Origin of the sequence: Synechococcus sp. CCAP 1479/10 (assembly GCF_019038515.1) — a bacterium.
In the GTDB taxonomy this organism is placed as follows: Bacteria; Cyanobacteriota; Cyanobacteriia; order PCC-6307; family Cyanobiaceae; genus Cyanobium.
This window is the reverse complement of sequence record NZ_JAFKRJ010000008.1, coordinates 49,468-75,395: the sequence shown is the minus strand read 5'-3', so window position 1 is coordinate 75,395 and position 25,928 is coordinate 49,468. Positions and strand designations below refer to the sequence as shown.

General features: G+C 69.5%; 31 protein-coding genes. 15 read left to right on the top strand and 16 right to left on the bottom strand.

From position 1 onward, the window contains the following. Positions 1–16: 16 nt before the first annotated feature. On the bottom strand, positions 17–1,249 hold the full coding sequence (locus KUG39_RS04180; protein ID WP_216913194.1) for a hypothetical protein: 1,233 nt from the start codon (positions 1,247–1,249) through the stop codon (positions 17–19). Between the two features lie 129 nt (positions 1,250–1,378). Next, positions 1,379–1,951 (bottom strand): peroxiredoxin, encoded by a 573-nt coding sequence (locus KUG39_RS04175; protein WP_094585579.1) that lies wholly within the window; start codon positions 1,949–1,951, stop codon positions 1,379–1,381. 183 nt (positions 1,952–2,134) lie between these two features. On the opposite strand from KUG39_RS04175, the gene KUG39_RS04170 reads away from it, so the two are divergent. Next, entirely contained in the window at positions 2,135–2,641 is a 507-nt protein-coding gene (locus KUG39_RS04170) for a DUF1993 domain-containing protein (RefSeq protein ID WP_216913192.1), read from the top strand. A 6-nt stretch (positions 2,642–2,647) separates the two neighbouring features. Here KUG39_RS04170 and KUG39_RS04165 read toward each other — a convergent pair whose 3' ends face one another. Genes KUG39_RS04165 through KUG39_RS04150 form a run of 4 tightly spaced genes read right to left on the bottom strand, consistent with a single transcriptional unit; the run spans position 2,648 to position 5,065 of the window. Further along, positions 2,648–3,706, bottom strand: coding sequence for a DUF3326 domain-containing protein (locus KUG39_RS04165; protein ID WP_216913190.1), 1,059 nt, complete (start codon positions 3,704–3,706; stop codon positions 2,648–2,650). Further along, entirely contained in the window at positions 3,703–3,912 is a 210-nt protein-coding gene (locus KUG39_RS04160) for a DUF8621 family protein (protein WP_216913188.1), read from the bottom strand. Before KUG39_RS04160 ends, KUG39_RS04165 begins: the two co-directional genes overlap by 4 nt. Further along, the gene (locus tag KUG39_RS04155; RefSeq protein WP_353617328.1) at positions 3,909–4,274 is read right to left on the bottom strand and encodes a 2Fe-2S iron-sulfur cluster-binding protein; all 366 of its coding nucleotides are present in this window, start codon (positions 4,272–4,274) and stop codon (positions 3,909–3,911) included. Before KUG39_RS04155 ends, KUG39_RS04160 begins: the two co-directional genes overlap by 4 nt. A gap of 41 nt (positions 4,275–4,315) precedes the next feature. Continuing rightward, positions 4,316–5,065: a TIGR02466 family protein gene (locus KUG39_RS04150; protein ID WP_216913186.1), complete on the bottom strand. Its 750-nt coding sequence runs from the start codon at positions 5,063–5,065 to the stop codon at positions 4,316–4,318. 63 nt (positions 5,066–5,128) lie between these two features. Here KUG39_RS04150 and KUG39_RS04145 point away from each other — a divergent pair, with 63 nt between their 5' ends. The 6 genes from KUG39_RS04145 to KUG39_RS04120 all read left to right on the top strand — a co-directional run bounded on the left by KUG39_RS04145 (position 5,129) and on the right by KUG39_RS04120 (position 9,574). After that, complete coding sequence (locus tag KUG39_RS04145) at positions 5,129–5,815, top strand: malonyl-ACP O-methyltransferase BioC (protein WP_216913184.1); 687 nt, start codon at positions 5,129–5,131, stop codon at positions 5,813–5,815. Between the two features lie 56 nt (positions 5,816–5,871). Next, positions 5,872–6,588 carry a DUF4336 domain-containing protein gene (locus KUG39_RS04140; RefSeq protein WP_216913182.1) on the top strand — a complete coding sequence of 239 codons (717 nt, stop codon included), beginning with the start codon at positions 5,872–5,874 and terminating at the stop codon, positions 6,586–6,588. After that, on the top strand, positions 6,585–7,565 hold the full coding sequence (locus tag KUG39_RS04135) for an NAD(P)-dependent alcohol dehydrogenase (protein WP_216913180.1): 981 nt from the start codon (positions 6,585–6,587) through the stop codon (positions 7,563–7,565). The genes KUG39_RS04140 and KUG39_RS04135 overlap by 4 nt, the downstream gene beginning before the upstream one ends. A 6-nt stretch (positions 7,566–7,571) precedes the next feature. Beyond that, positions 7,572–7,943, top strand: coding sequence for an MGMT family protein (locus tag KUG39_RS04130; protein WP_216913178.1), 372 nt, complete (start codon positions 7,572–7,574; stop codon positions 7,941–7,943). A gap of 142 nt (positions 7,944–8,085) precedes the next feature. Further along, positions 8,086–9,123, top strand: a complete 1,038-nt coding sequence (locus KUG39_RS17540; RefSeq protein WP_199297028.1) for an HD-GYP domain-containing protein — start codon at positions 8,086–8,088, stop codon at positions 9,121–9,123. Between the two features lie 19 nt (positions 9,124–9,142). Beyond that, on the top strand, positions 9,143–9,574 hold the full coding sequence (locus KUG39_RS04120; protein ID WP_216913174.1) for a PPC domain-containing DNA-binding protein: 432 nt from the start codon (positions 9,143–9,145) through the stop codon (positions 9,572–9,574). On the opposite strand, the gene KUG39_RS04115 is transcribed toward KUG39_RS04120, so the two are convergent. The 9 genes from KUG39_RS04115 to KUG39_RS04075 form a co-directional block, all read right to left on the bottom strand. Beyond that, a complete protein-coding gene (locus tag KUG39_RS04115) occupies positions 9,525–10,475 on the bottom strand; it encodes a F0F1 ATP synthase subunit gamma (protein WP_094585570.1) in 951 nt (316 codons plus the stop codon). The genes KUG39_RS04120 and KUG39_RS04115 overlap by 50 nt on opposite strands. Before the next feature lie 13 nt (positions 10,476–10,488). Beyond that, positions 10,489–12,006 carry a F0F1 ATP synthase subunit alpha gene (gene atpA / locus KUG39_RS04110; RefSeq protein ID WP_094585569.1) on the bottom strand — a complete coding sequence of 506 codons (1,518 nt, stop codon included), beginning with the start codon at positions 12,004–12,006 and terminating at the stop codon, positions 10,489–10,491. A gap of 62 nt (positions 12,007–12,068) precedes the next feature. Beyond that, positions 12,069–12,617 carry an ATP synthase F1 subunit delta gene (gene atpH / locus KUG39_RS04105; protein WP_216913172.1) on the bottom strand — a complete coding sequence of 183 codons (549 nt, stop codon included), beginning with the start codon at positions 12,615–12,617 and terminating at the stop codon, positions 12,069–12,071. Continuing rightward, positions 12,617–13,144 (bottom strand): F0F1 ATP synthase subunit B, encoded by a 528-nt coding sequence (locus KUG39_RS04100; protein WP_190610737.1) that lies wholly within the window; start codon positions 13,142–13,144, stop codon positions 12,617–12,619. The genes atpH and KUG39_RS04100 overlap by 1 nt, the downstream gene beginning before the upstream one ends. Then, positions 13,141–13,623 carry a F0F1 ATP synthase subunit B' gene (locus tag KUG39_RS04095; RefSeq protein WP_190610738.1) on the bottom strand — a complete coding sequence of 161 codons (483 nt, stop codon included), beginning with the start codon at positions 13,621–13,623 and terminating at the stop codon, positions 13,141–13,143. The genes KUG39_RS04100 and KUG39_RS04095 overlap by 4 nt, the downstream gene beginning before the upstream one ends. Before the next feature lie 100 nt (positions 13,624–13,723). After that, positions 13,724–13,969 (bottom strand): ATP synthase F0 subunit C, encoded by a 246-nt coding sequence (atpE, locus tag KUG39_RS04090; RefSeq protein ID WP_015110594.1) that lies wholly within the window; start codon positions 13,967–13,969, stop codon positions 13,724–13,726. Positions 13,970–14,123: 154 nt separating this feature from the next. Beyond that, on the bottom strand, positions 14,124–14,852 hold the full coding sequence (atpB, locus tag KUG39_RS04085) for a F0F1 ATP synthase subunit A (protein WP_094585565.1): 729 nt from the start codon (positions 14,850–14,852) through the stop codon (positions 14,124–14,126). A gap of 54 nt (positions 14,853–14,906) precedes the next feature. Beyond that, a complete protein-coding gene (locus tag KUG39_RS04080) occupies positions 14,907–15,380 on the bottom strand; it encodes an ATP synthase subunit I (RefSeq protein ID WP_216913170.1) in 474 nt (157 codons plus the stop codon). Between the two features lie 46 nt (positions 15,381–15,426). After that, positions 15,427–16,662 carry a class I SAM-dependent methyltransferase gene (locus tag KUG39_RS04075; RefSeq protein WP_216913168.1) on the bottom strand — a complete coding sequence of 412 codons (1,236 nt, stop codon included), beginning with the start codon at positions 16,660–16,662 and terminating at the stop codon, positions 15,427–15,429. Between the two features lie 149 nt (positions 16,663–16,811). On the opposite strand from KUG39_RS04075, the gene KUG39_RS04070 reads away from it, so the two are divergent. From KUG39_RS04070 to KUG39_RS04040, 7 genes are all read left to right on the top strand, one after another. Beyond that, positions 16,812–19,838: a phycobilisome rod-core linker polypeptide gene (locus KUG39_RS04070; protein WP_216913166.1), complete on the top strand. Its 3,027-nt coding sequence runs from the start codon at positions 16,812–16,814 to the stop codon at positions 19,836–19,838. Between the two features lie 384 nt (positions 19,839–20,222). Further along, positions 20,223–20,708 carry an allophycocyanin subunit alpha gene (gene apcA / locus KUG39_RS04065; protein WP_015110589.1) on the top strand — a complete coding sequence of 162 codons (486 nt, stop codon included), beginning with the start codon at positions 20,223–20,225 and terminating at the stop codon, positions 20,706–20,708. 43 nt (positions 20,709–20,751) lie between these two features. Beyond that, positions 20,752–21,240: an allophycocyanin subunit beta gene (gene apcB / locus KUG39_RS04060; RefSeq protein ID WP_094585562.1), complete on the top strand. Its 489-nt coding sequence runs from the start codon at positions 20,752–20,754 to the stop codon at positions 21,238–21,240. A 46-nt stretch (positions 21,241–21,286) separates the two neighbouring features. Next, positions 21,287–21,487, top strand: coding sequence for a rod-capping linker protein CpcD domain-containing protein (locus KUG39_RS04055; RefSeq protein WP_015110587.1), 201 nt, complete (start codon positions 21,287–21,289; stop codon positions 21,485–21,487). A 131-nt stretch (positions 21,488–21,618) separates the two neighbouring features. Next, positions 21,619–22,845, top strand: coding sequence for an FtsW/RodA/SpoVE family cell cycle protein (locus KUG39_RS04050; RefSeq protein ID WP_216913164.1), 1,227 nt, complete (start codon positions 21,619–21,621; stop codon positions 22,843–22,845). A 25-nt stretch (positions 22,846–22,870) separates the two neighbouring features. Further along, on the top strand, positions 22,871–23,599 hold the full coding sequence (locus KUG39_RS04045) for a cytochrome c biogenesis CcdA family protein (protein WP_216913162.1): 729 nt from the start codon (positions 22,871–22,873) through the stop codon (positions 23,597–23,599). Next, the gene (locus KUG39_RS04040; RefSeq protein WP_216913159.1) at positions 23,596–24,915 is read left to right on the top strand and encodes a cytochrome c biogenesis ResB family protein; all 1,320 of its coding nucleotides are present in this window, start codon (positions 23,596–23,598) and stop codon (positions 24,913–24,915) included. The genes KUG39_RS04045 and KUG39_RS04040 overlap by 4 nt, the downstream gene beginning before the upstream one ends. 1 nt (position 24,916) lies before the next feature. Here KUG39_RS04040 and queF read toward each other — a convergent pair whose 3' ends face one another. Further along, the gene (gene queF / locus KUG39_RS04035; RefSeq protein ID WP_216913157.1) at positions 24,917–25,333 is read right to left on the bottom strand and encodes a preQ(1) synthase; all 417 of its coding nucleotides are present in this window, start codon (positions 25,331–25,333) and stop codon (positions 24,917–24,919) included. A gap of 215 nt (positions 25,334–25,548) precedes the next feature. On the opposite strand from queF, the gene KUG39_RS04030 reads away from it, so the two are divergent. Next, positions 25,549–25,887 (top strand): P-II family nitrogen regulator, encoded by a 339-nt coding sequence (locus KUG39_RS04030; protein WP_015110582.1) that lies wholly within the window; start codon positions 25,549–25,551, stop codon positions 25,885–25,887. Positions 25,888–25,928: the final 41 nt, after the last annotated feature.

Sequence of the window (25,928 nt, the reverse complement as noted above, 5' to 3'; positions counted from 1 at the left end):
GCAGGATCCGGGCCCATCAGGTGTCCGGCCGCCGCGCGGCCGCTTCGGCCCCGGCCGCCTCGGCCCGCTCCAGCTGCCGGGCCGCCCAGCGCCCCAGCCGCCCGGAGCCGGCCAGCTGCTGGCGGAGTCTCTCCATCTCCGCGCGCCGCTGCCGGCGCCGCTGCTCCTCGCTGGGCACCCGGTCGTCGAAGGGCACGTGGGAGCGCATCGCCAGCCAGGCCCCCAGGTGGCGCAGGGGGGTCGGATCGGTGGCGTGGTCGTCGACCCGCAGGGGCGGATCGGGGGGGCGGAGGGCCTGGAGGCGGTAGGAGCGGTCCCCTTCGGAATCGACCAGCTCGACCAGCTCCAGGGCCCGGGCTTCCCCCAGGGTGCGCAGGCGCTGGCCGAAACGGCGCTGCAGCACCAGCACCCGAGGCTCCAGCCGCCACTCCAGGCGCCCGAAGGCCAGCCACAGCTGGCCCCAGCCGCCGGCCAGGGCCAGCAGCGCCAGCGGAATCCCCAGGGCCCAGAAGACCGGCCCGGCGGGGCCGCCCCGCAGCAGCAGGGCCAGCAGCCCCCAGAGCACCAGATTGACCAGGCCCATCGCGCGGCGCTGCTGCCGCCGCAGGGCCTGCTCGGGCACCAGCAGCGGACTGCCGAAGGAGGGGGTGAGCTCCTGCCAGCCCTCCGGCAGGACCGGCACCGCCGGGATCCGTCTCTGGGCCTGGCCCGGGCCATCGGCCGGGTCTTCGGCGAGGGGGCGCAGGCCCAGCCGCCGGTTGAGCTGATCGGCCGCCTCCTGCCGCTCCCGCAGGCTGCCGAGCCGGGTGATCTCGAGAGGGCGGCCGCCCAGCTCAGCCATCAGGGGACCACCCCAGGCGCCGATCTGGCCCACATGGAAGCGCCGGATCTCCTGGCGGGGCAGGGCCCGACGGCGGCGGAAGGGCCCGCGATGGGCCTCGCGCACGAGACTGCCATCCGCCCCGAGCACCAGTCGATCCTCCGACCAGAGAGCGCCCAGCACCTGCCGCAGGGCGACAGCACCGCCGACACTCCAGAGGCTGAGCCACACCAGCAGAAACAGAACCGCCGGCAGGGCCCACTGGCCGGTGGCCAGCCCGCCTCCCAGCATTCGCCACAGGACCCAGAGGGCGAAGATCTCCCCCGCCAGCCAGCCACACAGCCAGAACGACAGGAACGCCGCCACGAAAAAGCGGCCGGGACCCTGGGGGCGGAAACGGAAGCTGGTGGTGCCGATCCCGTCACTCACCGTCTCGTCCGCCCCCGGCTGATGGGCCCATGCTGGCGACGCTTCGCCGTTGGGGCATCCTCCCGAAAACGGGAAGCCCCCGGCTCCTTTGCAGGAGTCGGGGGCGATCTGATCAGCGGTGGCGAGGCCTCAGCCGACGAATTCGCGGCTGGGGGCGGAGACGCCGGCGGGGGCGGTGCCCTTCAGGTAGGCCAGCATCGTGTCGGCGTCAGAGCACTCGAAGGGGTCGGTGGGGCAGTTGTCCTCGAGACCGGGCTCCACGAACATCTTCTCGACGGTGCCGTCGTTGACGAGCATCGAGTAGCGCCAGGAGCGGGCACCGAAGCCCAGGTTGTCCTTCTCGACGAGCATGCCCATCTTGCGGCTGAACTCACCGTTGCCGTCGGGCAGCAGGAACACCTTGTCGGCGCCCACCTGCTTGCCCCACTGGAACATCACAAAGGCGTCGTTGACGGACACGCAGACGATGCTGTCCACACCCAGGCCCTTGAACTCCTCGTACAGGGCCTCGTAGCGGGGCAGGTGGTTGGAGGAGCAGGTGGGGGTGAAGGCGCCGGGGAGGGAGAAGACCACCACCTTCTTGCCCTTGAAGATGTCGTCGGTGGTCAGGTCCTGCCAGCGGAAGGGGTTGGGGCCGGGCACGGATTCATCGCGCACACGGGTCTTGAAGACGACGCTGGGGACCTTTTCGATGACAGCCATGTGAATGTGTGAAGAACGACTTGACGACGCGCCGCCCGGAGCAGCGATCGCAGAGAGCTTAACTCGCAATCGGTCCGCCTTAGGGGGGAAACCGGCTGAGTGTTTCTGCTCATCGCCGCTGCCGGGCCACCCGCTCGACCGGCCTACAGTCCGCTTCGCCTGCCCCCGGCCCCCGCCCCAGCCATGACCCTCTCGATGTTCGAGGCGGCCGTTTCGCCCATGGCCCGCAGCCTGCGCAACCTGGCGGCGATCCTGGCCAAGGCGGCTGCCCACGCCGAAGCCAAGGGGATCGATCCCGCCGTGCTGCTGCAGGCCCGCCTCTACCCCGACATGTTCCCCCTGGTGCGCCAGGTGCAGATCGCCACCGACATCGCCCGCCGCGGCCTGGCCCGGCTGGCCGGGGTGGAAAGCGCCTCCATGGAAGACAACGAAGCCGGCTTCGGCGACCTCATCGGCCGCATCGAGACGACCCTCGCCAGCCTGGAGGCCTTCACCCCCGAGCAGATCGACGGCACCGAAACCAAGGCGATCGAACTGCCGATCCGGGGCGAGACCCTCCGCTTCAGCGGCCAGAGCTTCCTGCTGTTCTTCGTGCTGCCCAACGTCTATTTCCACGTCACCACCGCCTACGACATCCTGCGCCACAACGGCGTGGAGCTGGGCAAGCGGGACTTCCTCGGCGAGCCCTAGCCCCCCTCAGCCCGCTCCCCTTGCGTCCGGAAGGGGGCGCCGCAGGGCCGCAGGATCGAGGCCCTCCCGCAGGGCCAGCACGATTCCGGCCGCCTCGGCGTAGCTGGCAGCCGGGATCACCGGCAGCCCCAGGGCCTCGCCACCCACCTGGAGCAGGCAGGGGTTCCCCTCCACGGCGATCACGGGCACGCCCCGCTCGGCGCAGGCCAGCACCGCCTCCCCCCCCAGGGCTCCCGCCGGCGCCACCACCGCCCCCACATCGGCGCCGTGCAGCAGCCCGTTGCCGCTGGCTGGCTCGGGCCGCAGCGAGGGGGCCCGGCTGAGGCCCACCAGCACGCAGGGCAGGAAGGTGTGGCCCAGCTCCTCGGCCGCCGCCCGCGGATCCAGCCCGGGGTCGGGCGGCAGGGGCGCCAGGGCGGGGGCATGGGCACAGGGCACCCCCAGGTGGCGCACCAGCAGGTGGCTGATCACCGCCTCCGCCCCGGCCAGGGCATCCACCCCCGTGCCGTGGCGGTAGGCCGCCAGGGCGTCACTGCCGGGCTCGTCGGGGAAGCGGGCCACCACGGCGATGGCCGTGGCCCCGGCCGCCAGCAGAGCTTCTCCGGCCCGCAGCAGGGCGTCGGGGCGGCCGATGGTGCCCCAGCTGCTGCCGCTGGGCCCGATCGAGAGGCTCACCTCCAGGGGAACGTCGCTGCTGTGCACCGGGCCGATGGTCAGCCCCAGGCTGGCGCGGCAGGCGTCGATCACCTGGCGGTGGCGCAGCAGCAGCTCCGCTTCGATGCCCGCATCCAGCAGCACGCCCACCCGCTGGCTGGGCACCGGAGCGAGGGCCAGCTCGCCGGCGGCGAAACGGTCAAGGCTCCAGCCCTCCACGTAGTGCAGGCGCCGGTCGCTCCAGTAAAGGGAGGCGGCGTTCATCACGTTGGGGTGGGTGATCAGGCAGCCGCTGGCCGCCGCCAGCAGCCGGGCCGCCGGCAGGCCGTCGCCGGCGAAGCCGCCCACGGCGCAGCCCACCCCGGTGGGGATCACCAGCAGGGTGGGCAGGGGCGGGGCCGCCGCGCTCAAGGGCCGGGGGCGGGGGCCGGCGCCACCACGATCCCCTCCAGCCGCAGGCCGCGGCCGGGATCCACCGCCGTGATCGCCCAGCGCAGGGGCTCGGCGCCCTCACCGGCCAGGCGGCGGGCCTCCCGGGCCAGTGCCTGCCGCAGCTGGGGCAGCAGCGGACCGGGGGAGGCCTGCAGCCACAGCTCCAGGGGCACCAGGGCGCTCACTTCTGGAACTGACCGAACTGGGCCTCGTAGAGGGCGTCCTCCTGGCCGGCCAGCAGGTCGAGGTCGGCGAGGGGATAGGAGACGCACAGCAGGGCATAGCCCTTGGCCTGAAGCTCGGCCTTGACGCCCATGGCATCGGGCTGGTGCACGGTGCCGCTGCGCAGCAGGGCGGCGCAGGTGGTGCAGACACCCGAGCAGCAGGAGCTGGGCAGGGGCACCCCGGCGGCCTCGGCGGCGCTCAGCACCGTCTGGTCGCTGCGGCAGGGAAAGCTGTAGGCGGTGCCATCCAGGCTGGCGCTGACCTGGAAGACGGGGAGCTCCGACGCGGTGGCTGGGCTCGTCGCAGGGGTGATCTCGGACACGGGGGATGGGGGTCGGGGAGGGGCGGCGTCGGCAGGGCGGCTCAGGCTCCCGGCTCGGACCCATCTTCCCCGATCGCCAGCCAGCGACCGGGGTGGGGGGCGAGGTACTCGCCCGGATCGGGCGCGTTCGCCGGGGCCGTGAGGACGAAGTCGATGCTGAGCGAGAAGCGGGTGTCCTCGGGATCTTCGTTGGGCAGCACCGCATGGTCGACCGACGCGGGGAACAGCAGCAGCAGCCCCGCCCGGGGGGCCACGTCGTGCCAGGGGCGGTTGAGGGCGGCATCGGCCCCGATCGGGCCGTCCTGGCCCACCGCCAGCCCCGGCACCAGCTCATTGACTTGGCGGGGGGCGAACAGGCGCAGGCAGCCGCTACGGCCGCTGCCGTCACCATTGAGGTAGTAGATGGCGCTGAGGTGGGCGTTGGGGTGGTGGTGGCGCCCCACCTGCTCGCCGGCCTCGCTGATCACCGGCCAGCTGCGCTGCACATGCAGGGCCAGGCGCCGGCGATCAAACCCCAGCGCCGCCAGATACGCCCAGGCATGGCCCGCCAGCCGGCCGATCAGGGGGGCGAACAAGGGGTCGCGGTGCAGTTCCCCGGCGCCGCGCACATCGCCGGTCCAGGCCACCCCCTCCTCACTGGGGGCCCGCTCCCGCAGCTCCAGGGCCCGCTGCAAAAGCAGAGCGGTGTCGAGGGGATCGGGGGCCAGCTGCACCCGGCCCAGGGCCATCGGGAACAGGGACTCGATCGCCAGCGCGGCGGGGGTGGCGGCGGGGACGGCGGCATCGGCCATGGACGAACCGGGCGGGAACGGGACAATCATTCCCTGGCTTGAGCTCACCCCCCCAGTTCCACCATGTTCACCCTGGATCAGGTCGTCCCCTGGGGCCGCTCCTTCGAGGAGTACGGGGCCATGTTCGCCCTCACGTCGGACGACCTGGCGGGCCGGATCCTGGGCTGCGGGGATGGACCGGCCAGCTTCAATGCCCAAGCCAGCCGCAGGGGCACGGCGGTGATCTCCTGCGATCCGATCTATCGCTTCAGCCGGGAGGAGATCGCCTCCCGCATCGCCGCCACCTACGACCAGGTGATCGAACAGATCCGCCAGAACCGCAGCGACTTCGTCTGGGAGGCCATCCCCACGCCCGAGGAACTCGGCCGGCGGCGCATGCAGGCCATGGGCACCTTCCTGGACGACTATCCGACCGGTGTGGCCCAGGGGCGCTATATGGAGGCCGCGCTGCCTTCCCTGCCCTTCGCCGACGCCAGCTTCGAGCTGGCCCTCTGCTCCCATCTGCTGTTTCTGTACAGCCTGCAGCTGGATGCCGCTTTCCATCGGGCCTCGCTGCTCGAGCTGCTCCGCGTGGCGCGGGAGGTGCGGGTGTTTCCCCTGCTCACCCTGGGCGGTGAAGTGTCGCCCCACCTGGAGGAGAGTGCGGCAGCCCTGCGCGCGGAGGGTTTCACGGTGGCGATCGAAGCGGTGCCCTACGAATTTCAGCGCGGCGGCAACGCGATGCTGCGGATTCTTCGCCCGGCGGGCTGAGGCAGACCTCCTGTTGGCCCAGGCCCTTAGGTTGGGCCCAGCCTTCCGCCACACCCATGCTGCGGCGCCTCGCCGATGATCTCTGGGTGGCCGAACAACCGCAGACCTACTTCGGCCTGAGCATCGGCACCCGGATGACCGTCATCCGCCTGGAGAACAGCAACCGGCTGGTGATCCTTTCGCCGATTCAGCCAACCCCTGAGCTTGAAATCGAACTGGCCGCCATCGGAGTCGTCACCGACATCGTGGCGCCCAATGCCTTCCACCATCTCTATCTCCAGGCCTTCCAGCAGCGCTTTCCCCAGGCCATCAGCTGGGGTCCGCCCTTCCTGAGGCAGAAGTGTCCCCATCTGCAGCTGGACCGACTGCTCAACGCGCAAGAGCCTTCCCCATGGCCGGGATTGCTGCTGTGTGGCCTCAGCGGGCTCCACACCCTGGGGCCCACCGGCCCAGCGCCGCTGCATGAGGTGGCCTTCTGCCACACCGCCAGCCGGACCCTCGTCCTGACGGACAGCGCCTTCCACTTCGATGCCTCCGCCCCCTGGCTCACCCGCTGCCTCACCCGGATCGGCGGTGGTTACGCTCGCCTGGAGCCCACCATTCTCGAGCGCCTGGCCACCGCCGACAGAGCTTCGCTGCTCAAGGCCATGAAAGCTCTCCTGCGGTGGGACTTCGACCGGGTGATCGTGGCCCACGGCGCCGTGGTGGAAACGGGCGGCAAGCAAGCCCTCTCCAGGGCCTATTCCTCCTTTCTCGGATCCCCCCTGCCATGAAGGCCGTCCTCGCCGAACGCTACGGGCCGCCGGAGGTGCTGCAGATCCGCGAGATCGCCACACCCACCCCGAAGGCCAAGGAGATCCTGATCCGGATCCATGCCACCACGGTCACCTCGGCCGACTGGCGGATTCGGAGCCAGACGGTGCCGACGGGATTCGGCCTGATCATGCGGCTGGTGTTCGGCCTGCGAAAGCCCAGGCAGCCGATCCTCGGATCGGAGCTGGCCGGGGTTGTCGCTGCGATCGGCAGGGATGTCACCCGATTCCAGGTGGGGGAGCGGGTCTTCGCCTTCAGCGACATGGCCATGGGCTGCCATGCCGAGTACCTCTGCCTGCCCGAGGACGGCATGGTGGTGGCCACACCGCCCGGCCTCACGGACGCCACGGCCGCCGCGCTGTGCTTCGGCGGCACGACGGCCCTGGATTTCCTCCGCCGGGCCAGGGTGCGACCCGGCGAGAAGGTGCTGGTGAATGGGGCCTCCGGGGCGGTGGGCAGCGCCGTTATCCAGCTGGCCCGGAACGCCGGGGCCGAGGTCACCGGGGTGTGCAGCTCCGCGAACCTCGAACTGGTGCGCTCCCTGGGGGCGACCCAGGTCATCGACTACACCCGGGAGGATTTCACCCGCAACGGCGAAACCTATGACGTGATTGTCGACACGGTCGGCACCGCGCCCTTTTCTCGCTGCCGGCGCTCACTCCGGAAGGGGGGGCGGCTGCTGCTGGTGCTGGCCGGACTGCCCGACATGCTGACGGGGCTGTGGGTCTCGCTGACATCCGGCCGCAGCGTGATCGCCGGCCCCGCGACCGTGAAACGCGACGATCTGCTCACGCTTGCCGCCCTGGCGGAGGCGGGAGCGTTCCAACCCGTGATCGATCGGATCTATCCGTTCGATCAGATCGCGGAAGCCCACCGCTATGTCGACACGGGACGAAAGAAGGGTAACGTCATCATCTCCGTGCGCGACCAGAACTAGTCCACCATGGCGAAGTCCGAGGCTTTCGCCCGCATCAAGGATCAGGTGCTCCGGATCGTCGCGACGATTCCCGAATCGAAGATCACCACCTACCAATCCATCGGCGAGCATCTGGCGGTGATGCCCAGGCACGTGGCCTACATCCTCAGCCAGCTGGACGACAGCACGAAGCTGGACGTTCCCTGGTTTCGCGTCGTGTCAGCAGACGGAAGCCTGGGCGTGCCCAAGCGCGATCCCAACGGCGACACCCAGGCCCAGCTGCTGCAACGGGAAGGGATCGACGTGGTCGGTCATGCGGTCGCTACCCCGCTGGAGGCCGTTTTCCTCCCCGCAGCCGCGTTGTCCCACGGAATCCCCAGACAGGTGCGTGGTCGCTGACACAGGTGTAGCGTGAAGACAACAGAAAAGCACCGACCGCCGTTGCAGGTGCTTCGTGCTTGTCTGCTCCTCTGGGAGTGAAGGCGCAATGGACGCTGGGATAAGGAAGCGATACGGGCCCCATGGCGGGAGGAAAACGAGGGTGGCGGCCAGCTCCCTCGAGGGATTGGCGCTGCCGTTGGAGCAGGCCCTCATCGAGCGGATGAAGGAGCTCCACTGCCTCCACCAGATCGAGCGCATCATCAGCACCAGCCAGGGCACGATCGACGACATGCTGGCGGAGATCGTCACCACGATCCCGGCGGCCTGGCTGCATCCAGCCAACGCCATCGCCAGAATCCGCCACGGCGACCGCCGCTACCAGACGGGTGATCTGGAGCGTTGCCAGTCGGTGCAGTCTTCGGAGATCAGGGTCAACGACAGGGTCTACGGCTCGGTGGACGTGGGTTACACCGACCATTTCGATGACGCCAGCGAAGGCCCCTTCCTGGCGGAGGAGCGCTTGCTGCTGGACACGATCGCCACCCGACTCGGCAGCCTCGTTGCCAGGGAGCTGGCGGAGGCGGGCTGGATCGACACCCTCCGGGAACAGGAGCTGCTCTACCGGCAGCTCGTCTCGGTGCTGGGGGCGATGGCGGAGATGCGGGACCCTTACACCGCCGGACACCAAAAGCGAGTGGCCAACCTGGCGGTCGCCATCGGGGAGGAGCTGGGGCTGGCACCGAAGGAGTTGGAGGGCCTGCGGCTGGCGGCGTCCGTGCACGACATCGGCAAGATCATGGTGCCGGCGGAAATTCTCTCCAAACCCACCAAGCTGACCTGCCTTGAGTACGACCTGATCAAGGAACATGCCGAGGCCGGCTTCCAGATCCTCAAGGACGTGGCCTTCCCCTGGCCGATCGCGCGCATCGTCCATGAGCACCACGAGCGGATGGACGGCAGTGGCTACCCCAACGGCCTGACGGGCGATCAGTTGCTGCCGGAATCCCTGATCGTGGCCGTCGCCGACGTGGTGGAATCCATGTGCGCCCACCGCCCCTACCGGGCCGGCCTGGGCACCGAGGCCGCCCTCCGGGAAATCGAGAAAAACCGCGGCGTGCTCTACGACTCCCTCGTGGTGGACGCCTGTCTGCGGGTCTTCCGCGAGAAGGGTTACCGCTGCGCCTGTTCCAACGCCTGAAGAAGGGCGCCGCCACGCCATGCCGTACCGACCCCTCCGTCTACCGCCGGGCATGGATCTGCGCGGCGAACTCGAACGGCTCGCTCAGGCGGACCCGGAGTTCTGCGGCTTCATCGTCTCTGGGATCGGCAGCCTGGAGAGTCCGGTGCTGCGCTTCGCCGATCAGGCCCTGGGGGTCATGCTGGCCGGGCCGCAGGAGGTGATCACGCTGGCGGGCAGCGTCAGCAGGGATGGGGCCCACCTGCACCTGGTGGTGGCCGACGCCGAGGGGCACACCCTGGGGGGCCACCTCTGCCACGGTAGCCGGGTCCGGACGACCATGGAAATCTTGCTGCTCTGCCCGGAAGGCTGGCAGTTGGGCCGGGAGCGGGATGCCGCCACCGGCCACCTGGAGCTGACGATCAGCCCATCGCGGCCGCGCCACCCACCACTTCCAGGATCTCCTGGGTGATGGCCGCCTGGCGGGCCTTGTTGTAGTCGAGGGTGAGGGTCTTGGCGAGCGCCTTGGCGTTGTCGCTGGCGTTGTTCATGGCCGTCATCCGGCTGGCCAGTTCGCTGGCCGCCGCTTCCTGGAGGGAGCGCAGCAGCTGGTTGGCCAGGTAGAGGGGCAGCAGGGCATTAAGCAGCTGCTCCGGGCTCTGCTCGAACACGAAGTCGGGCTGCAGGGCCGGCTCGGCGTTCTCCACCTTGCCGATCTCCACCCCGAGTCGGCCGTCCCGGGTGATGAGACGGAAGATCTCATCGTCGGAGCTGGCGATGCCCTGGGGATCGAGGGGCAGCAGGGTCTGGACGACCGGCTGGGAGCTCACCAGGTTGATGAAGCGGGTGAAGACGATCTCCACGCGGTCGGTGCTGGCGGAGAGGAACTCTGCGAGCACTTCGTTGGCGATGTCGTTCGCCTCCTGGGAGGTGGGCACCTGCTCCAGACCGGTGAAGGTGGCCCGGATCGGGTAGGAGCGGTTGGTGAAGTAGGTGATGGCCTTGCGGCCCATCAGCACCATGTCCACGGTGAAGCCCTGGCCCTTGAGCTCGGCGAAGCGCTGCTCGGCCCGGCGGATCACGTTGGCGTTGTAGCCGCCACAGAGGCCCCGGTCGCCGGTGACCACCAGCAGGGTGATGGTGCCCACCGGCCGGCGCTCGGCCAGCAGCGGTGAATCGGCGCCCTCGAAGCCCATGCGGGATTCGAGGTTCTGGAGCACCCGGGCCAGGCGGTCGGCGAAGGGGCGGGTGCGCAGCACCTGCTCCTGGGCGCGACGCACCTTGGCGGCGGCCACCAGCCTCATGGCTTCGGTGATCTTGCGTGTGTTTTTGACCGAACTGATCCGGTCACGGATTGCCTTGAGATTGGCCATGGGTGGAGATTCCTCAGGCGGCGGCCAGCATCGTGGAGGTGACCTCGCGGATGGCCTCCTTGAGCATGGCTTCGGATTCGTCGCTCAGCACCTTGTCGGTCTGAACCTTGCTGATGTACTCGGGCTTGCTGCTCTTGAGGTACTCACGCAGTTCGCGGGCGAACTGGGGAACCAGCTCCACGGGCACGTCGTCGATCAGACCCTTGACGCCCGCGTACACCACGGCCACCTGCTCGGCCAGGATCAGGGGGCTGAACTGGGGCTGCTTGAGCAGTTCACGCAGACGCTTGCCCCGGGCCAGCTGGGCCTGGGTGGCGGCATCGAGGTCGGAGGCGAACTGGGAGAAGGCGGCCAGTTCGTCGAACTGGGCCAGCTCCAGCTTCAGGGTGCCGGCGATCTTCTTGATGGCCTTGGTCTGGGCGGCGCCACCCACCCGGCTGACTGAGATGCCCACGTTGATGGCGGGCCGCAGGCCGGAGTTGAACAGGTCGGAGCTGAGGAACACCTGGCCGTCGGTGATCGAGATCACGTTGGTGGGGATGTAGGCCGAGACGTCACCGGCCTGGGTCTCGATGATCGGCAGGGCGGTCATGCTGCCCTTGCCCATGGCGTCGGACAGCTTGGCGGCCCGCTCGAGCAGGCGGCTGTGGCAGTAGAAGACGTCGCCGGGGTAGGCCTCACGGCCGGGGGGACGGCGCAGCAGCAGGGACATCTGGCGATAAGCCTGGGCCTGCTTGGTGAGGTCGTCGTACACCACCAGGGTGGCCTTGCCCTTGTACATGAAGGACTCGGCGATGGCCGCGCCGGTGTAGGGGGCCAGGTACTGGAGGGCGGCCGCTTCCGAGGCGCTGGCCGCCACCACCACGGTGTAATCAAGGGCGCCGCGCTCGCGCAGCACTTCCACCACGTTGGCCACCGAGGCGTTCTTCTGGCCGATGGCCACGTAGACACAGACGACGTCCTCACCCTTCTGGTTGAGGATGGTGTCGATGCAGATGGCGGTCTTGCCGGTCTGGCGGTCGCCGATGATCAGCTCGCGCTGGCCGCGGCCGATGGGAATCATGGCGTCGATGGCCGTGATGCCGGTCTGCATGGGCTCATGCACCGACTTGCGCTGGATGATGCCAGGCGCCATCGACTCGATCAGGCGGGTCTCGGTGGTGGCGATCTCACCCTTGCCGTCGATCGGCTGACCCAGGGCGTTCACCACCCGGCCCAGCATGGCGTCGCCCACGGGCACCGCCGCGATGCGGCCGGTGGCTTTGACGGTGCTGCCCTCCTGGATGCCCAGGCCCTCGCCCATCAGCACGACGCCGACGTTGTCGTCCTCCAGGTTCAGCGCCAGGCCCTCGGTGCCGTCTTCGAACAGCACCAGCTCGCCGGCCATCACCTGCTCGAGGCCGTAGACCCGGGCGATGCCATCACCGATCTGCAGGACGGTGCCGACGTTGCTGACAGAGACCGACTTGTCGTAGTCGGCGATCTGCTTCTTGAGGATGGCGCTGATCTCGTCGGGGCGGATGGAAACCATGGGTGGGAGTCCCCGGAGGGGAGGCGATGAAGTGGGGAGGAGTGGGGGGAGGGAAGGAAGCGTCAGCTCACGTTGGCGAGCGTCAGGCCCAGGCGCCGCACCTGGCCGGCGAGGCTGGCGTCGATCACCCGGGATCCGACGCTGAGGACGAAGCCGCCGATCAGGGCAGGATCCACCGCGAGGCTGATCTCCACCTTGTCGGTGCCGGCCACGGCCTTGGCCTTCTCGGCGAGCAGCGCCTGCTGGTCCTCGCTCAGGGGACTCGCCGAGGTCACGGTGGCCAGGGCGATCTGGTTCTGCTCGCGGTAGAGATCCAGGAGCCGCTCCAGGACGGCATCGAGGAAACCGATGCGCTGGCGGTCGGCCAGCAGCTTGAGCAGATTCAGGAAGGAGGGGGAGATGTCCTTGCCGAAGAGTTTCTCGAGCGCCGCCTTCTTGCCTTCGACCTCGAGGACCGGGGAGGCCATCGCCTCACGCAGGTCGCTGGAGTCGTGCCAGAGGGCGAGGATCGCCCGGGCCTGATCGATCACCGCCTCGGTGTCGCCGTTGGCGTCGCACACCTGAAGGAAGGCGTCGGCGTAGGGGGTGGTGATGGTGTTGAGCAGAGGCATCAGGCGTTCCCCATCGATTGAATGGACTGATCGATCAGCTGGGCCTGGGTGCTGGCATCGAGGCGACCGGGCAGGCTGACCAGGGCCTTGGCGATGGCCATCTCGGCGGCCTCGCGCTGCAGCAGCCGGCTGACGCGGGAGACCTCCGAATCCAGGTCGGACTGGGAGTCCTGCTTCAGGCGCGCCATCTCCTCGACGGTGCGCTTCTCGCTCTCGAAGCGGATGGCCTCGGCGCGGACCTTGCCGTCGGCGCGGATCTTCTCGGCGCGGGTGCGGGCCTCACCCAGGCTCTTCTGGGCCTCGGCGAGGGAGGCGGTGGCCGCGTTCAGGCGCTCCTCGGCGTCCTTGAGTTCCCCCAGGATCCGCTCGCGGCGGCGCTCCAGGATGCCCCCGAGGAAACCCCTCAGGAACCACGTCAGGCCGGCGATGACGATCGCCAGGTTGATGATGTTGGTCTCGAAGATGTCGAGGTTGAGGCCGAAGCTGCCGTGGCTCGCGAGGAGCGACGGGATGGTGGAGGTGATCATGAGGCGGTCAGGAGACGGTCGACGATGAGGTCGGCGAGCCTGTCGGCATCGGCCTCGAGAGCGCTCAGAGCTTCGGCGCGCTGAGCATCGATCTTGCTGCGGGCGCTTTCGCGGCTGGCGATGGCATCCGCCTGGGCCACCGCCAGGGCCTCACGGTAGAGACGGTCGGAATCCTGCTCGGCCTCCAGAATCACCTTCTGGGCCTCGAGACGGGCCCCCTTCAGCTGTTCCTTGAGATCAGCCTCGAGGCGCTCGGCCTGGGCGAGCTTCTCCTTCGCCTGGGTCCGGCTGGTGGCGATGTAGCCCTCACGGTCCTCGACGGCCTTGCCGACCGGTCGGAAGAACAGGCTGTTGAGAATGAAGGTGAGGATCACCACCTGCAGCGCCATGAGCGGCAGGGTGGCGTCGAGGTCGAACAGACCTCCCTCGGGCGACCCTGCGGTCGCACCTGCCTCGGCAAGCAGAAGCCAGCTGGTCATGGGGCAATAAGGCGGGCGGTGGTGGAGGCGTGGATGGAGCCGGGGGTGGAGAAGGGCCGCAACGAACGGGCGGCCCTGTCATCCCCGCGATGGCCTCCGATCAGGAGAAGGGGTTGGCGAACAGCAGCACCAGGGCGACCACCAGGCCGTAGATGGTCAGCGATTCCATGAAGGCCAGGGAGAGCAGCAGGGTGCCGCGGATCTTGCCTTCAGCTTCGGGCTGACGGGCGATGCCTTCGACGGCGCCGCCGGAAGCGGTGCCCTGGCCGATGCCAGGACCGATGGAGCCGAGACCGACGGCAAGACCAGCAGCCACGACGGACGCAGCGGAAGTAAGGGAATCCATGGTGGGGTTAGAAATGTGGGGCGCCGGGGAAGCGCGGAAGGAACCTTGTCGAGAACCCTGCGCCGGGGACACCTGGGAAGGCGGGCCCGGATCGAGCCGGACCTGCGCGCAGAGAGTTTGCCAGACCGGGGGGACGGGCCGGCGAGGGGCAGACCTAGTGGTGCTCCTCGTGGACGGCCTCACCGATGTAGTAGGCCGCCAGGGTGGCGAAGATCAGGGCCTGGATGGCGCTGGTGAACAGGCCGAGGAACATCACCGGCAGGGGCACCACCAGGGGCACCAGGAACGCCAGGACCGCCACCACCAGTTCGTCGGCAAGGATGTTGCCGAACAGACGGAAGGAGAGCGAGAGCGGCTTGGTGAAGTCCTCAACGATCTTGAAGGGGAGCATGATCGGCGTGGGTTCCACGTAGTACTCGAAGTACCGGAAACCCTTGCGGCTCAGGCCCGCATAGAAGTAGGCCAGCGACACCAGCAGCGCCAGGGCGATGGTGGTGTTGATGTCGGCGGTGGGGGCGCCCAGTTCACCGCTGGGCAGGTGGACCAGCTTCCAGGGGATCAGGGCCCCGCCCCAGTTGCTCACGAAGATGAACAGGAACAGGGTGCCGATGAAGGGAAGCCAGTCGCGGTAGGCCTTCTCACCGATGTATTCGCGGGCGATGTCGCGCAGGTAATCCCAGAGGAACTCCAGCAGGTTCTGCACACCCCTGGGATCGCGCTCCAGGCGGCGCGTGCCGACCACGACCACGGCGAGCAGGGCGCCGATCACGACCCAGGAACTCAGGAAGACCTGGCCGTGGATCTTGTAATTGCCGAGCTGCCAGTAGAGGTGCTGGCCGACCTCGAGGGCGGCGAAGGGAAGGGCTAGGGGCAACGGAGCCATCGGGGGTAGGGCCTGGCGGAACGTCTGGGCCGCCGGAGCGGCTGAAACAGGGATTCAGGTGTCGAGGACGGCCTGAACGATCAGAGCGGGCTTGTAGAGGAGAAATCCCAGCACGGCGGGCAGGATCTCGAGGACGGGGAGCCTGGCGGCCGCGACCACCAGCACCACCGGCACCAGCAGCTGGGCCTTGCCCACCCCCTTGGTTTCGACGCCGAAGCGGGTCACGCTGCGGGCCAGGAGGCGGAGGTACAGGAGCCCCGCCAGGGATCCCACCAGCAGACTGAAAGCGGTGGGAAGGTCGAACCACAGGGCCGTGAGGGGCACCGCCAGGGCGGTGACACAGACCGTGGAAAGAAGCATCCGGCGCTGCAGCCGCAGGTAACCGTCCATGCCGTTGTTCACCGTCGCCGGAGCGGCGGCGAGTTCAGGCTGGGGGGGAGGCTCGATGGTCGGATGGACTGCGACCTCTTCGGTCGACGTCTCCGCGGGGGGGACGGCATCCGGGGAGGGGGTCAGGGCAGCCTGCAACCGACGAGGCTCCGTCTTGGCGTGCGGACTTTATCACTCGGCCCGTTCAGGCTCTAAGCAACAGAAGTACCCGCTCCTCCAGGAGCCGCCGCGTCGCCGCCAGCCGCTCGGCGGGGCCCTGGGCCAGGGGAAGCGCCCCGATCGGTGTGCCGGCTGGGGCCGCCTCCAGGGCCTCCATCAGGGCCAGCTCCTCCTCCGAGATGGTCAGGGGACGCAGGTCGGGACCCAGCAGTGCCGTGGAGGGCCAGCCCCACAGGCAGCGGTTGCACTCGCCCCCGGCTGCCAGCAGGGCCGCGTCGCTCCACTCCTGCGGGGCCGTGCTGCTTGAGGTGTCCGGAGCCCCGTCGCCGTCCTGGCGCCGCAGGAAGAACTCGAAGTGGCTGATGTCGGGATCGAGGCTCTCCACCAGGGCCCACTGCTGCCGTGGCGACAGCGCCCGGGCCCGCTCCAGCAGTTCCCCCTGCAGCAGCCGGGCCGGATCCCAGACCTCGGGATTGGAGAAGCCGGCGAAGCGGATGCCGGGCTGGTCGACGAAGCGGAACAGGCGCTCCAGGTCGTAGCTGGTCTCCTGGGGATGGAGGTACATATCCGCGAAATTGGCATCGGCGGCGGTGTCGAGCGCCCAGCGCTGCTCGTGGTGCCGCCGCAGGCGGTTGGTCTCGGGCAGGGTGGCGAACAGCTCCCGGCCCAGCCGCAGACCCGCCGGTCCGGTGCCCACCCCCATCAGGGCCAGGGCCCGCTGGGTGCGGTGGATCTCCCAGCGGCCGCCGTCGGCATAGAGAAAGAGGTGCAGCAGCCCCCCCGGCCGCAGCAGGGGCACCAGGGCCCGCAGGCCCTCCTCGGGCCGGTCGAGGTGATGCAGCACTCCCACCGAGTTGATGTAGTCGAAGGGGCCTTCCCCCGCCAGGTCGAGCAGGCTGCGCTGCTCGATGCGCAGCTCCGCCACCCGGGCTGCGGCCCCGGAGCGGGCGGTGCGCTCGCGGGCCACCGCCAGGGCACCGGCGCTGATGTCCACCGCCAGCACGCTGGCGCCGGGATTGAGATGGCAGAGGTAGTCGGTGCTCACCCCGGTGCCGCAGCCGGCGTCGAGGATCCGCCAGGGCCGCGGCGCCGGCGGCAGGGCCCCGTCCACGGCCGCCACCACGCTGTCCACGCACCAGCGCCAGTTGTATCCAGGGGGCGGGCCGTCCTGGAGGGGGTCCCCCGGGTAGGGGAAGCGGTCGTAGAAGGCGCTGACCACCGGCGTGGCGGCATCCAGCGGGGCCTCCGGGGGGTGATCCATCAATGCCTTGGTGCGGGTTCCGGCAGCATTCCACGGCGCCGGCCGCCGTTCAGCGTGAGCGCATCGGAAGGCTGCAAACATTTGTTCATCCCGCCCCGGAGGGCCAGGGGGCCAGCCGTAACGTGACCCAGCCCGGCTCGCTCTCGTTCATGACCGTGACCGCCAGCAGCGGCAGCACCAGGGTCGCCCCCCAGCGCTACGACACCCTGCCGCTCTCCAGCGTCCGGAAGGCGGAGCAGCAGGACCGTTTCCCCGACGGCGGCGAACTGGACGCCCTGACCACCTTCTTCCGCAGCGGCCAGATCCGCGTCGAAGCCGCCCGACGGATCTCCGCCAACGCCGACGCGATCGTGGCCAAGGCCGCCAACCGGATCTTCACCGGCGGCACGCCCCTCTCCTATCTCGACGCCCCCCTCAGCACGCCGAGCGTGGGCGCCGCTGACGGGGTCGCCCTCGCCGCCGACCAGGCCGCATTCCAGCGCTCGGTGCGCACCTTCGCCCAGGGATCGGGGGGCAGTGGTCTGCTCGGCCGCATCCTTGAGGGTGTCCAGGCCGACGCCGACGTGCGGGTCGTGCTGCCCAGCGGCTTCAACCCCATCTCGGTGGCGATCTACGGCAACGCCCGCATGCGCAAGTCGCTGCGGGACCTGGCCTGGTTCCTCCGCTATGTGGGCTATGCCGTGATCGCCGGTGATCCCAGCATCCTGGCGGTGAACACCCGCGGACTCCGCGACGTGCTCGAGAAGGCCTGCTCCCTGGCGGCCACCAACGTGGCCCTGCAGGAGATGCGTGCCGCCGCCGCCGGACTGTTCAAAGGGGAGCCGGACTCCCGCCAGCTGGTGATCGACTGCTTCAACGTGCTCCTCAAGGAGCTCGAGATCCCCACCCCCTCCACCCGAGCGCGCCTGGGCAGCCCCGTCAACCAGGGCCTGCAGCTGCCGGCGATCTATGCCCTTGCCGCCGAAGGTTCCCAGCGCTTCGTGATGAAGCCGGGCCTCTCCGGAGCCGAGAAGGCCGAGATCATCCGGGCCGCCTACCGCCAGGTGTTCGAGCGGGACATCGTCAAGGGCTACTCCCAGGTGGTCTGCCCGGTGGAGGCCACCCAGGTGCGCCAGGGCCAGCTCTCGATGCGGGAGTTCATCCGCGCCCTCGGCCGCAGCAAGGTCTACCGGCGCCAGTTCTACGGCCGCTTCTCCAACAGCCGGGTGGTGGAGCTCGCCTTCCGCCACTTCCTGGGCCGCGGCGTGAGCTCGATCGAGGAGTTCCGCCAGTACTTCGCCATCGTCAGCGCCAAGGGCCTGGGCGGCCTCGTCGATGCGCTGGTCAACAGCATGGAGTACGCCCGGGTCTTCGGTGAGGAAACGGTGCCCTACCTCCGCGACATCGGCGAGGAGGCCCAGGAGAGCGCCGGCTGGGGATCCAACCGCAACCTCTTCCGCTTCAGTGCGCCGTTCGAGGGGGCGCCCCAGTACATCACCCTCTACGCCTCCTACCGCCAGCCCCTCGCCGACCAGCACCCCTACGGCGGCGGCAACGATCCCCTGGCCCTCACCTACGGGGCGATCTTCCCGTCCAGCACGGCGTCGGTGGCCACCCGCCCGGCCCCCTTCAGCTACGACACCCGCCGGATCCTGATCGGCAACGGCATGGCCCAGCCCGGGCCCATGGACAGCGCCCAGTTCCGCAAGGCCACCCCGCGCCGGGTGGGGCCGAAGGTGGTGCGCCTGAGCCAGATCGCCACCGGCGGCAGCTCCACCCCCCGCCGGGGCGGCCAGCCCAGCATCCGCGGCACCGAATCCAGCACCCAGGCCGTCATCAATGCGGTCTACGTGCAGGTTCTCGGCACCGCCGGCTACGCCGGCGAGCGCAACAAGGTCGAGGAGATCAAGCTCGAGAACGGCGACATCAGCCTGCGGGAGTTCGTCCGCCAGGTGGCCCGCTCCAACGCCTTCCGCCGTCGTTACTGGAGCGGCCTCTACATCACCAAAGCCATCGAGGTGATGCACCGCCGCATCCTCGGCCGTCCCACCTTCGGTCGCTGGGAGATCAACGCATACTTCGACACCGCCGCCCGCAAGGGCTTCTACGGCGTCGTCGACGCCATGATCGAAGGCCGCGAATACAACGACTGCTTCGGCGAGGACACCGTCCCCTACGAGCGCTTCATCACCCCTGCCGATCGCAACGCCCGCCGCGTCCCGGGCCTGGTGCGCACCCTCGAGACGGTTGCCGACATCACCCCCCTGCAACGGCCGACCGTGCCGGTGTCCCAGGAGATCCGCACCGTCGGCGATCTGGTCCCCCGCAACCTGACGGCCAGGCCCAAGGTGCGCGGCCAGTGGAAGGCGGAGGTGGCCGGCGGCCAGAGTGCGTCGACCTCCATGGGCGTACCCAGCGGTCCCGGAACCCTCCGGGAGCCCCCTGCCCCCACCCGCAGCTGGAGCCAGTCCCCCTGGCAGCCCGGGGGCGGCGCCGCCCCCGTCTGGCGCAGCGGCGTCTCCACCGCCGGCAGCGTCAATGGCTACGCGGCCCCCGCCAGCATCGGCCTTGCCAGTGGCTGGAAGGCTCTGGTGGGCACCAACCTGCTGAGCGGTGTCGCCACCGCCCCCGACAGCGCCATGGCCAAGGCCCTGCGACCGGGCGCTCCCCAGGGATTCGGTCGCCGTCAGAGCCTCTCCAGGCCCGTGCAGCTGCTCCGCGATCCCAGCGAGACCCAGGTGCAGGAAGTGGTGCAGGCGGTCTACCGCCAGCTCCTCAACCGCGTGCCCTTCGCGGCCGAGCGCCAGATGGATCCCGAGTCCCAGCTGCGTGACGGCCAGCTCTCGGTGGCCGAGTTCGTGGCCCAGATCGCCGGCAGCGAGCTGTTCCAGCAGCGGCTCCAGCGGATGGCCCCCCTGCGGGCCGCCTCCGCCGCCTACCTGGCCCTGCTCGGACGCGCCGCCATGCCGGGTGAGGTCAGCCGGTTCCTCGCCACCCGCGCCACCGCCGGCCAGCAGGCCGCTGTCGCCGAACTGCTCAGCGCCCGGGAGTACGCCACCGCCTTCGGCCAGGACACAGTCCCGTACCTGCGCGGCCTCGGCACCGAGGACGGTGTGCCCCTGACGACCGTGAACCGCACCGCCGCCCTCTACGGCGGCAACGCCGGGCTCACCCCCTCGCTGCGGGGCGCGATCTGATCCGCCCCCGAGCCATCCCAGGTCGCCCCTGAAGGAGTCCCTGCGGCTCATCCGATGATCCCCCGGGTCAGTCCCGGGGGGTTTCTTTTGCTCCGTCTCTACAACGAGACGGAGAGATTGGGCTGTCGATGCACTTGCGACGTCGTGGACGGCAAGCTCAAAAGATGAACAATTGCTGCGCTTGAACGGTGATAACAACTCCGGCCAAAGCCGTTGCAAGCCAAGGGATCTCGCGGGGCGATCCGCCGTGAAGAACTGTTACCGGCTGCCATGGGAGCGACGGCCCTTGCCACAGAATGATGCGACGGTCGGCCAAGCCGATCACCCTTACCCACCGGATACCGGTCTCCTTCACGGTGACCGCTTGTTTCGAGGCAGAACTGCATGAGCATCGTCTCCAACTCGATCATCAACGCGGACGCCGAAGCCCGCTACCTCAGCCCTGGCGAACTTGACCAGATCAAGTCGTTCGTGGCAGGAGGTCAGCGTCGTCTGCGCGTCGCCCAGGTCCTGGCTGAAAGCCGGGAGCGCATCGTGAAGCAGGCCGGAGGCCAGCTTTTCCAGAAGCGCCCCGATCTCGTTTCCCCCGGCGGCAACGCCTACGGGGAAGAGATGACGGCTTCCTGCCTGCGCGACATGGACTACTACCTCCGCCTGGTCACCTACGGCGTGGTCGCCGGGGATGTGACCCCGATCGAAGAGATCGGCGTCATCGGGGCCCGCGAGATGTATCGCGCCCTCGGCACCCCCCTCGAAGCCATGGCGGAAGCCGTGCGCGAGATGAAGACCGCAGCCACGGGCCTCCTCACCGGCTCCGATGCCGAAGAGGCCGGCTTCTACTTCGACTACGTGGTCGGCGCCCTCTCCTGAGGTTTCACCTCCCTCCCGTCCATCGCCATCAAACCCAGGATCCATGCAAGACGCCATCACCAACGTCATCAACCAGGCCGACGTCCAGGGGCTCTATCTCGACGGAGGCTCCATGGGCCGCCTCGAGCAGTACTTCGCCAGCGGTGAGCTGCGGGTGCGTGCCGCCGCCACCATCAGCGCCAACGCTTCGGCCATCATCAAAGAAGCCGTCGCCAAGGCCCTGCTGTACTCGGACATCACCCGTCCGGGCGGCAACATGTACACCACCCGTCGTTACGCGGCCTGCATCCGCGACCTCGACTACTACCTGCGCTATGCCACCTACGCCATGCTGGCCGGTGACACGTCGATCCTCGACGAGCGTGTGCTGAACGGCCTCAAGGAGACCTACAACTCCCTGGGTGTGCCCATCGGCGCCACGGTGCAGTCGATCCAGGCCATGAAGGAAGCCACCGCCTCCCTCGTCGGCCCCGATGCCGGTCGTGAGATGGGCGTCTACTTCGACTACATCAGCTCCGGCCTGGGCAACTGATCCCCAGCAACGACCTACCCACGGCACGTTTTCCGAGGATCACCCCATGCGCCTGTTCAAGATCACGGCCTGCATCCCCTGCCCCGAGAAGGTGCGCAGTCAGAGGGAGCTGCAGAACACCTACTTCACCAAGTGGGTGCCCTATCACAGCTGGTTCGCCGAACAGCAGCGGATCATGAAGCAGGGCGGCAGGATCCTGAAGGTGGAACTGGCCACCGGCCGTCGTCAGCAGAACTGCGGCAACTGAGAACGCCCACGGCGCTCCCACCCAATCGCCCGGCCCATGGCCGGGCTTTTTTGTTGGCCTCGAGCGAAGCCAGCAGCGCAGGCGGCGAATTGTTCACCGCGGCTCGACAAACCCACCTCGGTCACGGCTGAATGGGCCATTCCCGGAACCCTCCCGCGGCCTTGTCCACCCCTGCACCCCGCCTGCTCCACGGCCGTCCCGGCGCCGGCTTCCTGCCGCTGCCCTGGCAGCAGTGGCCCGCGGAAGCCCGCCTGCTGCTCGGCCTGGTGGCCCTCTGGAGCCTGGTGGGCCTGCTGGTGCTCACCTCCGCCAGCTGGTGGGTGGCCGAGCGGGAGATGGGGGACGGGGCCTATTACGTCAAGCGCCAGGCCATCTGGCTGGTGGCCAGCTGGGGTCTGCTGTGGCTGGCCATGCGCACCTCCATGCGCCGCTGGCTGCACCTGGCGGCGCCCGCCCTGCTGGTGGGGGCCCTGATGGTGGCCGCCACCCTGGTGGTGGGCACCACCGTCAACGGGGCCAGCCGCTGGCTGGTGCTCGGCCCGGTGCAGTTGCAGCCCTCGGAGCTGATCAAGCCCTTCATCGTGCTGCAGGGGGCCGTGATCTTCTCCCACTGGCGCCGCATCGCCCTCGACCAGAAGCTCCTCTGGCTCGGCATCTTCGGGGTGGTGATCCTGCTGATCCTCAAGCAGCCCAACCTCAGCACCGCCGCCCTGCTGGGCCTGCTGCTGTGGCTGATGGCCCTGTCCGGCGGCCTGCCCCTGACGCTGCTGCTGGGGGCCGCCGGCGGCGGCCTCGTGGCGGGGACCATCAGCATCATGATCAACCCCTACCAGTTCGCCCGGGTCAGCTCCTTCCTGAACCCCTGGCGCGTCGCCCAGGGGGACGGCTACCAGCTGGTGCAGAGCCTGCTGGCCATCGGTTCGGGGGGCGTGCTTGGCTCGGGCTTCGGGCTCTCCACCCAGAAGCTCCAGTACCTGCCGATCCAGACCACCGATTTCATCTTCGCGGTCTTCGCCGAGGAGTTCGGCTACGTCGGCTCGGTGATGCTGCTGCTGTTCCTGATGATCTTCGGCTTCGTGGGCCTGCGGGTGGCCATGGCCTGCCGCAGCAACCAGCACCGCCTGGTGGCCATCGGCTGCACCACCCTGCTGGTGGGCCAGTCGATCCTCAACATCGCCGTGGCCAGCGGCTCGATGCCCACCACCGGCCTGCCCCTGCCGATGATCAGCTACGGGGGCAACTCCCTGCTCAGCAGCCTGTTCCTGGCGGGCCTGCTGCTGCGCTGCTCCCTGGAGTCCTCCGGACTCGAGCCGGTCCGGCCCCGGCGTCGGGCCCCACGGCCTGCCCCGATAGGCTGAGCCCTGCTGCCAACCTCGATCGGCCATGCTCAGCCCCGGGCTGCCCTTCGCCGACTGGGCCCGCAGCAGCGAACTGCTGCTCCAGGGTTCCCTGGCCCACCCCGGCCCCCTGACCCTGGCGGTGGTGTTCAGCGGCGGCCTGCTCACCAGCCTCGGTCCCTGCTCCCTGTCGCTGCTGCCCGTCACCCTGGCCTACCTGGCCGGCTTCGGCGCTGAAGACCAGGGGCGTGCCCCCTGGCAGCGCAGCGCCAGCTTCGCGGCCGGCATCGTGGCGGCCCTGGTGCTGCTTGGCCTGGCCAGCGGCCTGATGGGCCGCCTCTATGGCCGCATCCCCGGCCAGCTGCCGCTGCTGGTGGCCGTCGTGGCCGTGGTCATGGGCCTCAACCTGCTGGGTGTGCTCCGGGTGCCGTTGCCGGCCGGCCCCGACCCCGAACGCTGGCGAAGGCGCGTGCCGGCGCCGCTGGCCCCGCTGGCGGCCGGCCTGGCCTTCGGCCTGGCCGCCACCCCCTGCACCACCCCGGTGCTGGCCGTGCTGCTGGCCTGGATGGCCCAGACAGGCCAGCCCCTGGTGGGCATGCTGTTGCTCACCAGCTTCGGTGCCGGCCAGGTGATGCCCCTGCTGCTGGCCGGCACGGTGGCCGCCTCCCTGCCCGGGCTGCTGCAGCTGCGCCGCCTGGGCCAGTGGGTGCCGCCGATCAGCGGCGTGGTGCTGCTCGCCAGCGGCGGCCTCACCCTGCTGTCGGTGCTGCCATGAGCGGCACGGCAGCCTCACCCTGGCGCCCCCTGCAGCGCCTGGCCGCCTGGATCTCAGACCTGCGCCTGGCGATCGGCCTGCTGTTGGTCATCGCCATCGCCAGCGGCATCGGGACGGCCATTCCCCAGAAGGAGGAGGCCGCCTTCTACCAACAGCTCTACGACCCCCACCCCTGGCTGGGCCTGCTCGACGGCGACGGGGTGCTGCGCCTGCAGCTGGATCACGTCTATTCCAGTGGCTGGTTCCTGGCCCTGCTCGCCTGGCTGGGCCTGTCGCTGATCCTGTGCAGCTGGCGCCGCCAGTGGCCCGCCCTGCAGTCCTCCCTGCGCTGGATCGACTACCGCAGCCCCCGCCAGCTCAGCAAGCTGAGCGTGGCCGAAACCCTCGTCACCGCCGAGCCCGTCGCCGGCCTCGGGCGGCTGGAGGCCGAACTGCGCGGTTCGGGCTGGCAGATCCATCGCCAGGACGACCGCCTGGCGGCCCGCCGGGGGGTGCTCGGCCGGGTGGGTCCCCTGCTGGTCCATGCCGGCATGGTGGTGCTGATGGTGGGGGCGGCCTGGGGCGCCCTGGGGGGCCAGCGGCTGGAGCGCTTCCTGGCCCCGGGTCGGGAGCTGGAGCTGCTCGACAGCCGCGGCAGCACCCAGGTGACCCTGGCCCTCGACGACTTCCGCATCCAGCGGGATCCCGCCGGCCGCCCGGAGCAGTTCTCCTCCAACCTGCGGCTGATCACCCCCGGCGATACGGCCACCACCACCGAAGCCGCCATCAGCGTCAACCACCCCCTGCGCTACCGGGGCATGACGCTTTATCAGGCCGACTGGTCCCTGGCGACGATCAGCCTGCAGCTGGGCCGCAGTCCGGTGCTGGAGCTGCCGCTGCAGACCTTCCCCCAGCTGGGCGACCAGCTCTGGGGGCTGGTGCTGCCCACCCGCCCCGATGGCACCGAGCCGGTGCTGCTGAGCCTCACCAGCGAACAGGGGCCGGTGCAGGTGTTCGGCCCCGATGGCGTGGCCCTGGCCCAGCTGGTGCCCGGCGGCGAAGCCCAGGAGGTGAAGGGGCTGCCGATCCGGGTGGCGAGCGTGCTGCCCGCCAGCGGCATCCTGTTCAAACGGGACCCCGGCGTTCCCCTGGTGTACACCGGCTTCGCCATCGCCCTGGCGGGCGGTGCCCTGAGCCTGGTGGCCACCCGTCAGCTCTGGGCCATTGCCGATGGACCCGGTGGCCGGCTGCACGTGGCGGGCCTCTGCAACCGCAACCTCACCGCCTTCGCCGCCGAGCTGCCGGCGCTGCTGCAGCGGCTGGAACCCCAGCCCTGACTCAGCAGGGCCGGCGCTCGCCGTGGCTGACCCGCACCACGGTGTGGACGTTGCCCCGGGGGTTGAAATCGGCCTCCAGCTGCATCCAGACGGGATCACAGGCGCTCACCAGGTCGTCGAGGATCCGGTTGGCCGCCTCCTCGTGGGAGATGGAGCGGTTGCGGTAGCTGTTGACGTAGAGCTTGAGGGCCTTGAGTTCCAGCACCCGGGGGCCGGGCTGATACAGCAGCCGCAGGACGGCGAAATCGGGATAGCCGGAGAAGGGGCAGGTGCAGGTGAACTCCGGCAGTTCGATGGACACCTCGTAGGCGCGACCCTCGCGGGGATTGGCGAAGCAGACCAGCTGGGCCTCGGCGATGGCCCGCTCCCCGTACAGGGGGGTCACGGTCTGGGGCTGGTCGGCGACACCGGAAGCCATGGTCAGCAGGACTGGGAGACGGTTTTTGACCGTACAGGAGCTGGCCCATGGCGCGGAGCCCACGTCAAGGGCCCCGGCCGCCCGTCAGCGCCCCGGAGCTCGCGTAGCAACCGTTACGACGACCCCGGCAAGGCTCGGCGGTAATGGAGCCGTCCCCCCCTCAGGCGGGGACTCTGAGAGACTCCAACCGTCGCCTTCCTGACCGCAGCACAGCCATGAAGAAAATCGAGGCCATCATCCGCCCCTTCAAGCTCGAGGACGTGAAGATCGCCCTTGTCAATGCGGGCATCGTCGGCATGACCGTGAGCGAGGTGCGCGGATTCGGCCGGCAGAAGGGGCAGGTGGAGCGCTATCGCGGATCCGAATTCACGGTGGAATTCCTGCAGAAACTCAAGCTCGAGATCGTCGTCGACGACGACCGGGTGGCCACTGTGGTCCAGGCGGTGCAGGACGCGGCCCGCACCGGCGAGATCGGTGACGGCAAGATCTTCATCAGCACCGTGGATTCGGTGATCCGGATCCGCACCGGCGACCTCGACAGCGGCGCCATCTGAGCCCCCGCCCCTGACCCCCTGACCCTGGCCGTGGGCCCCCT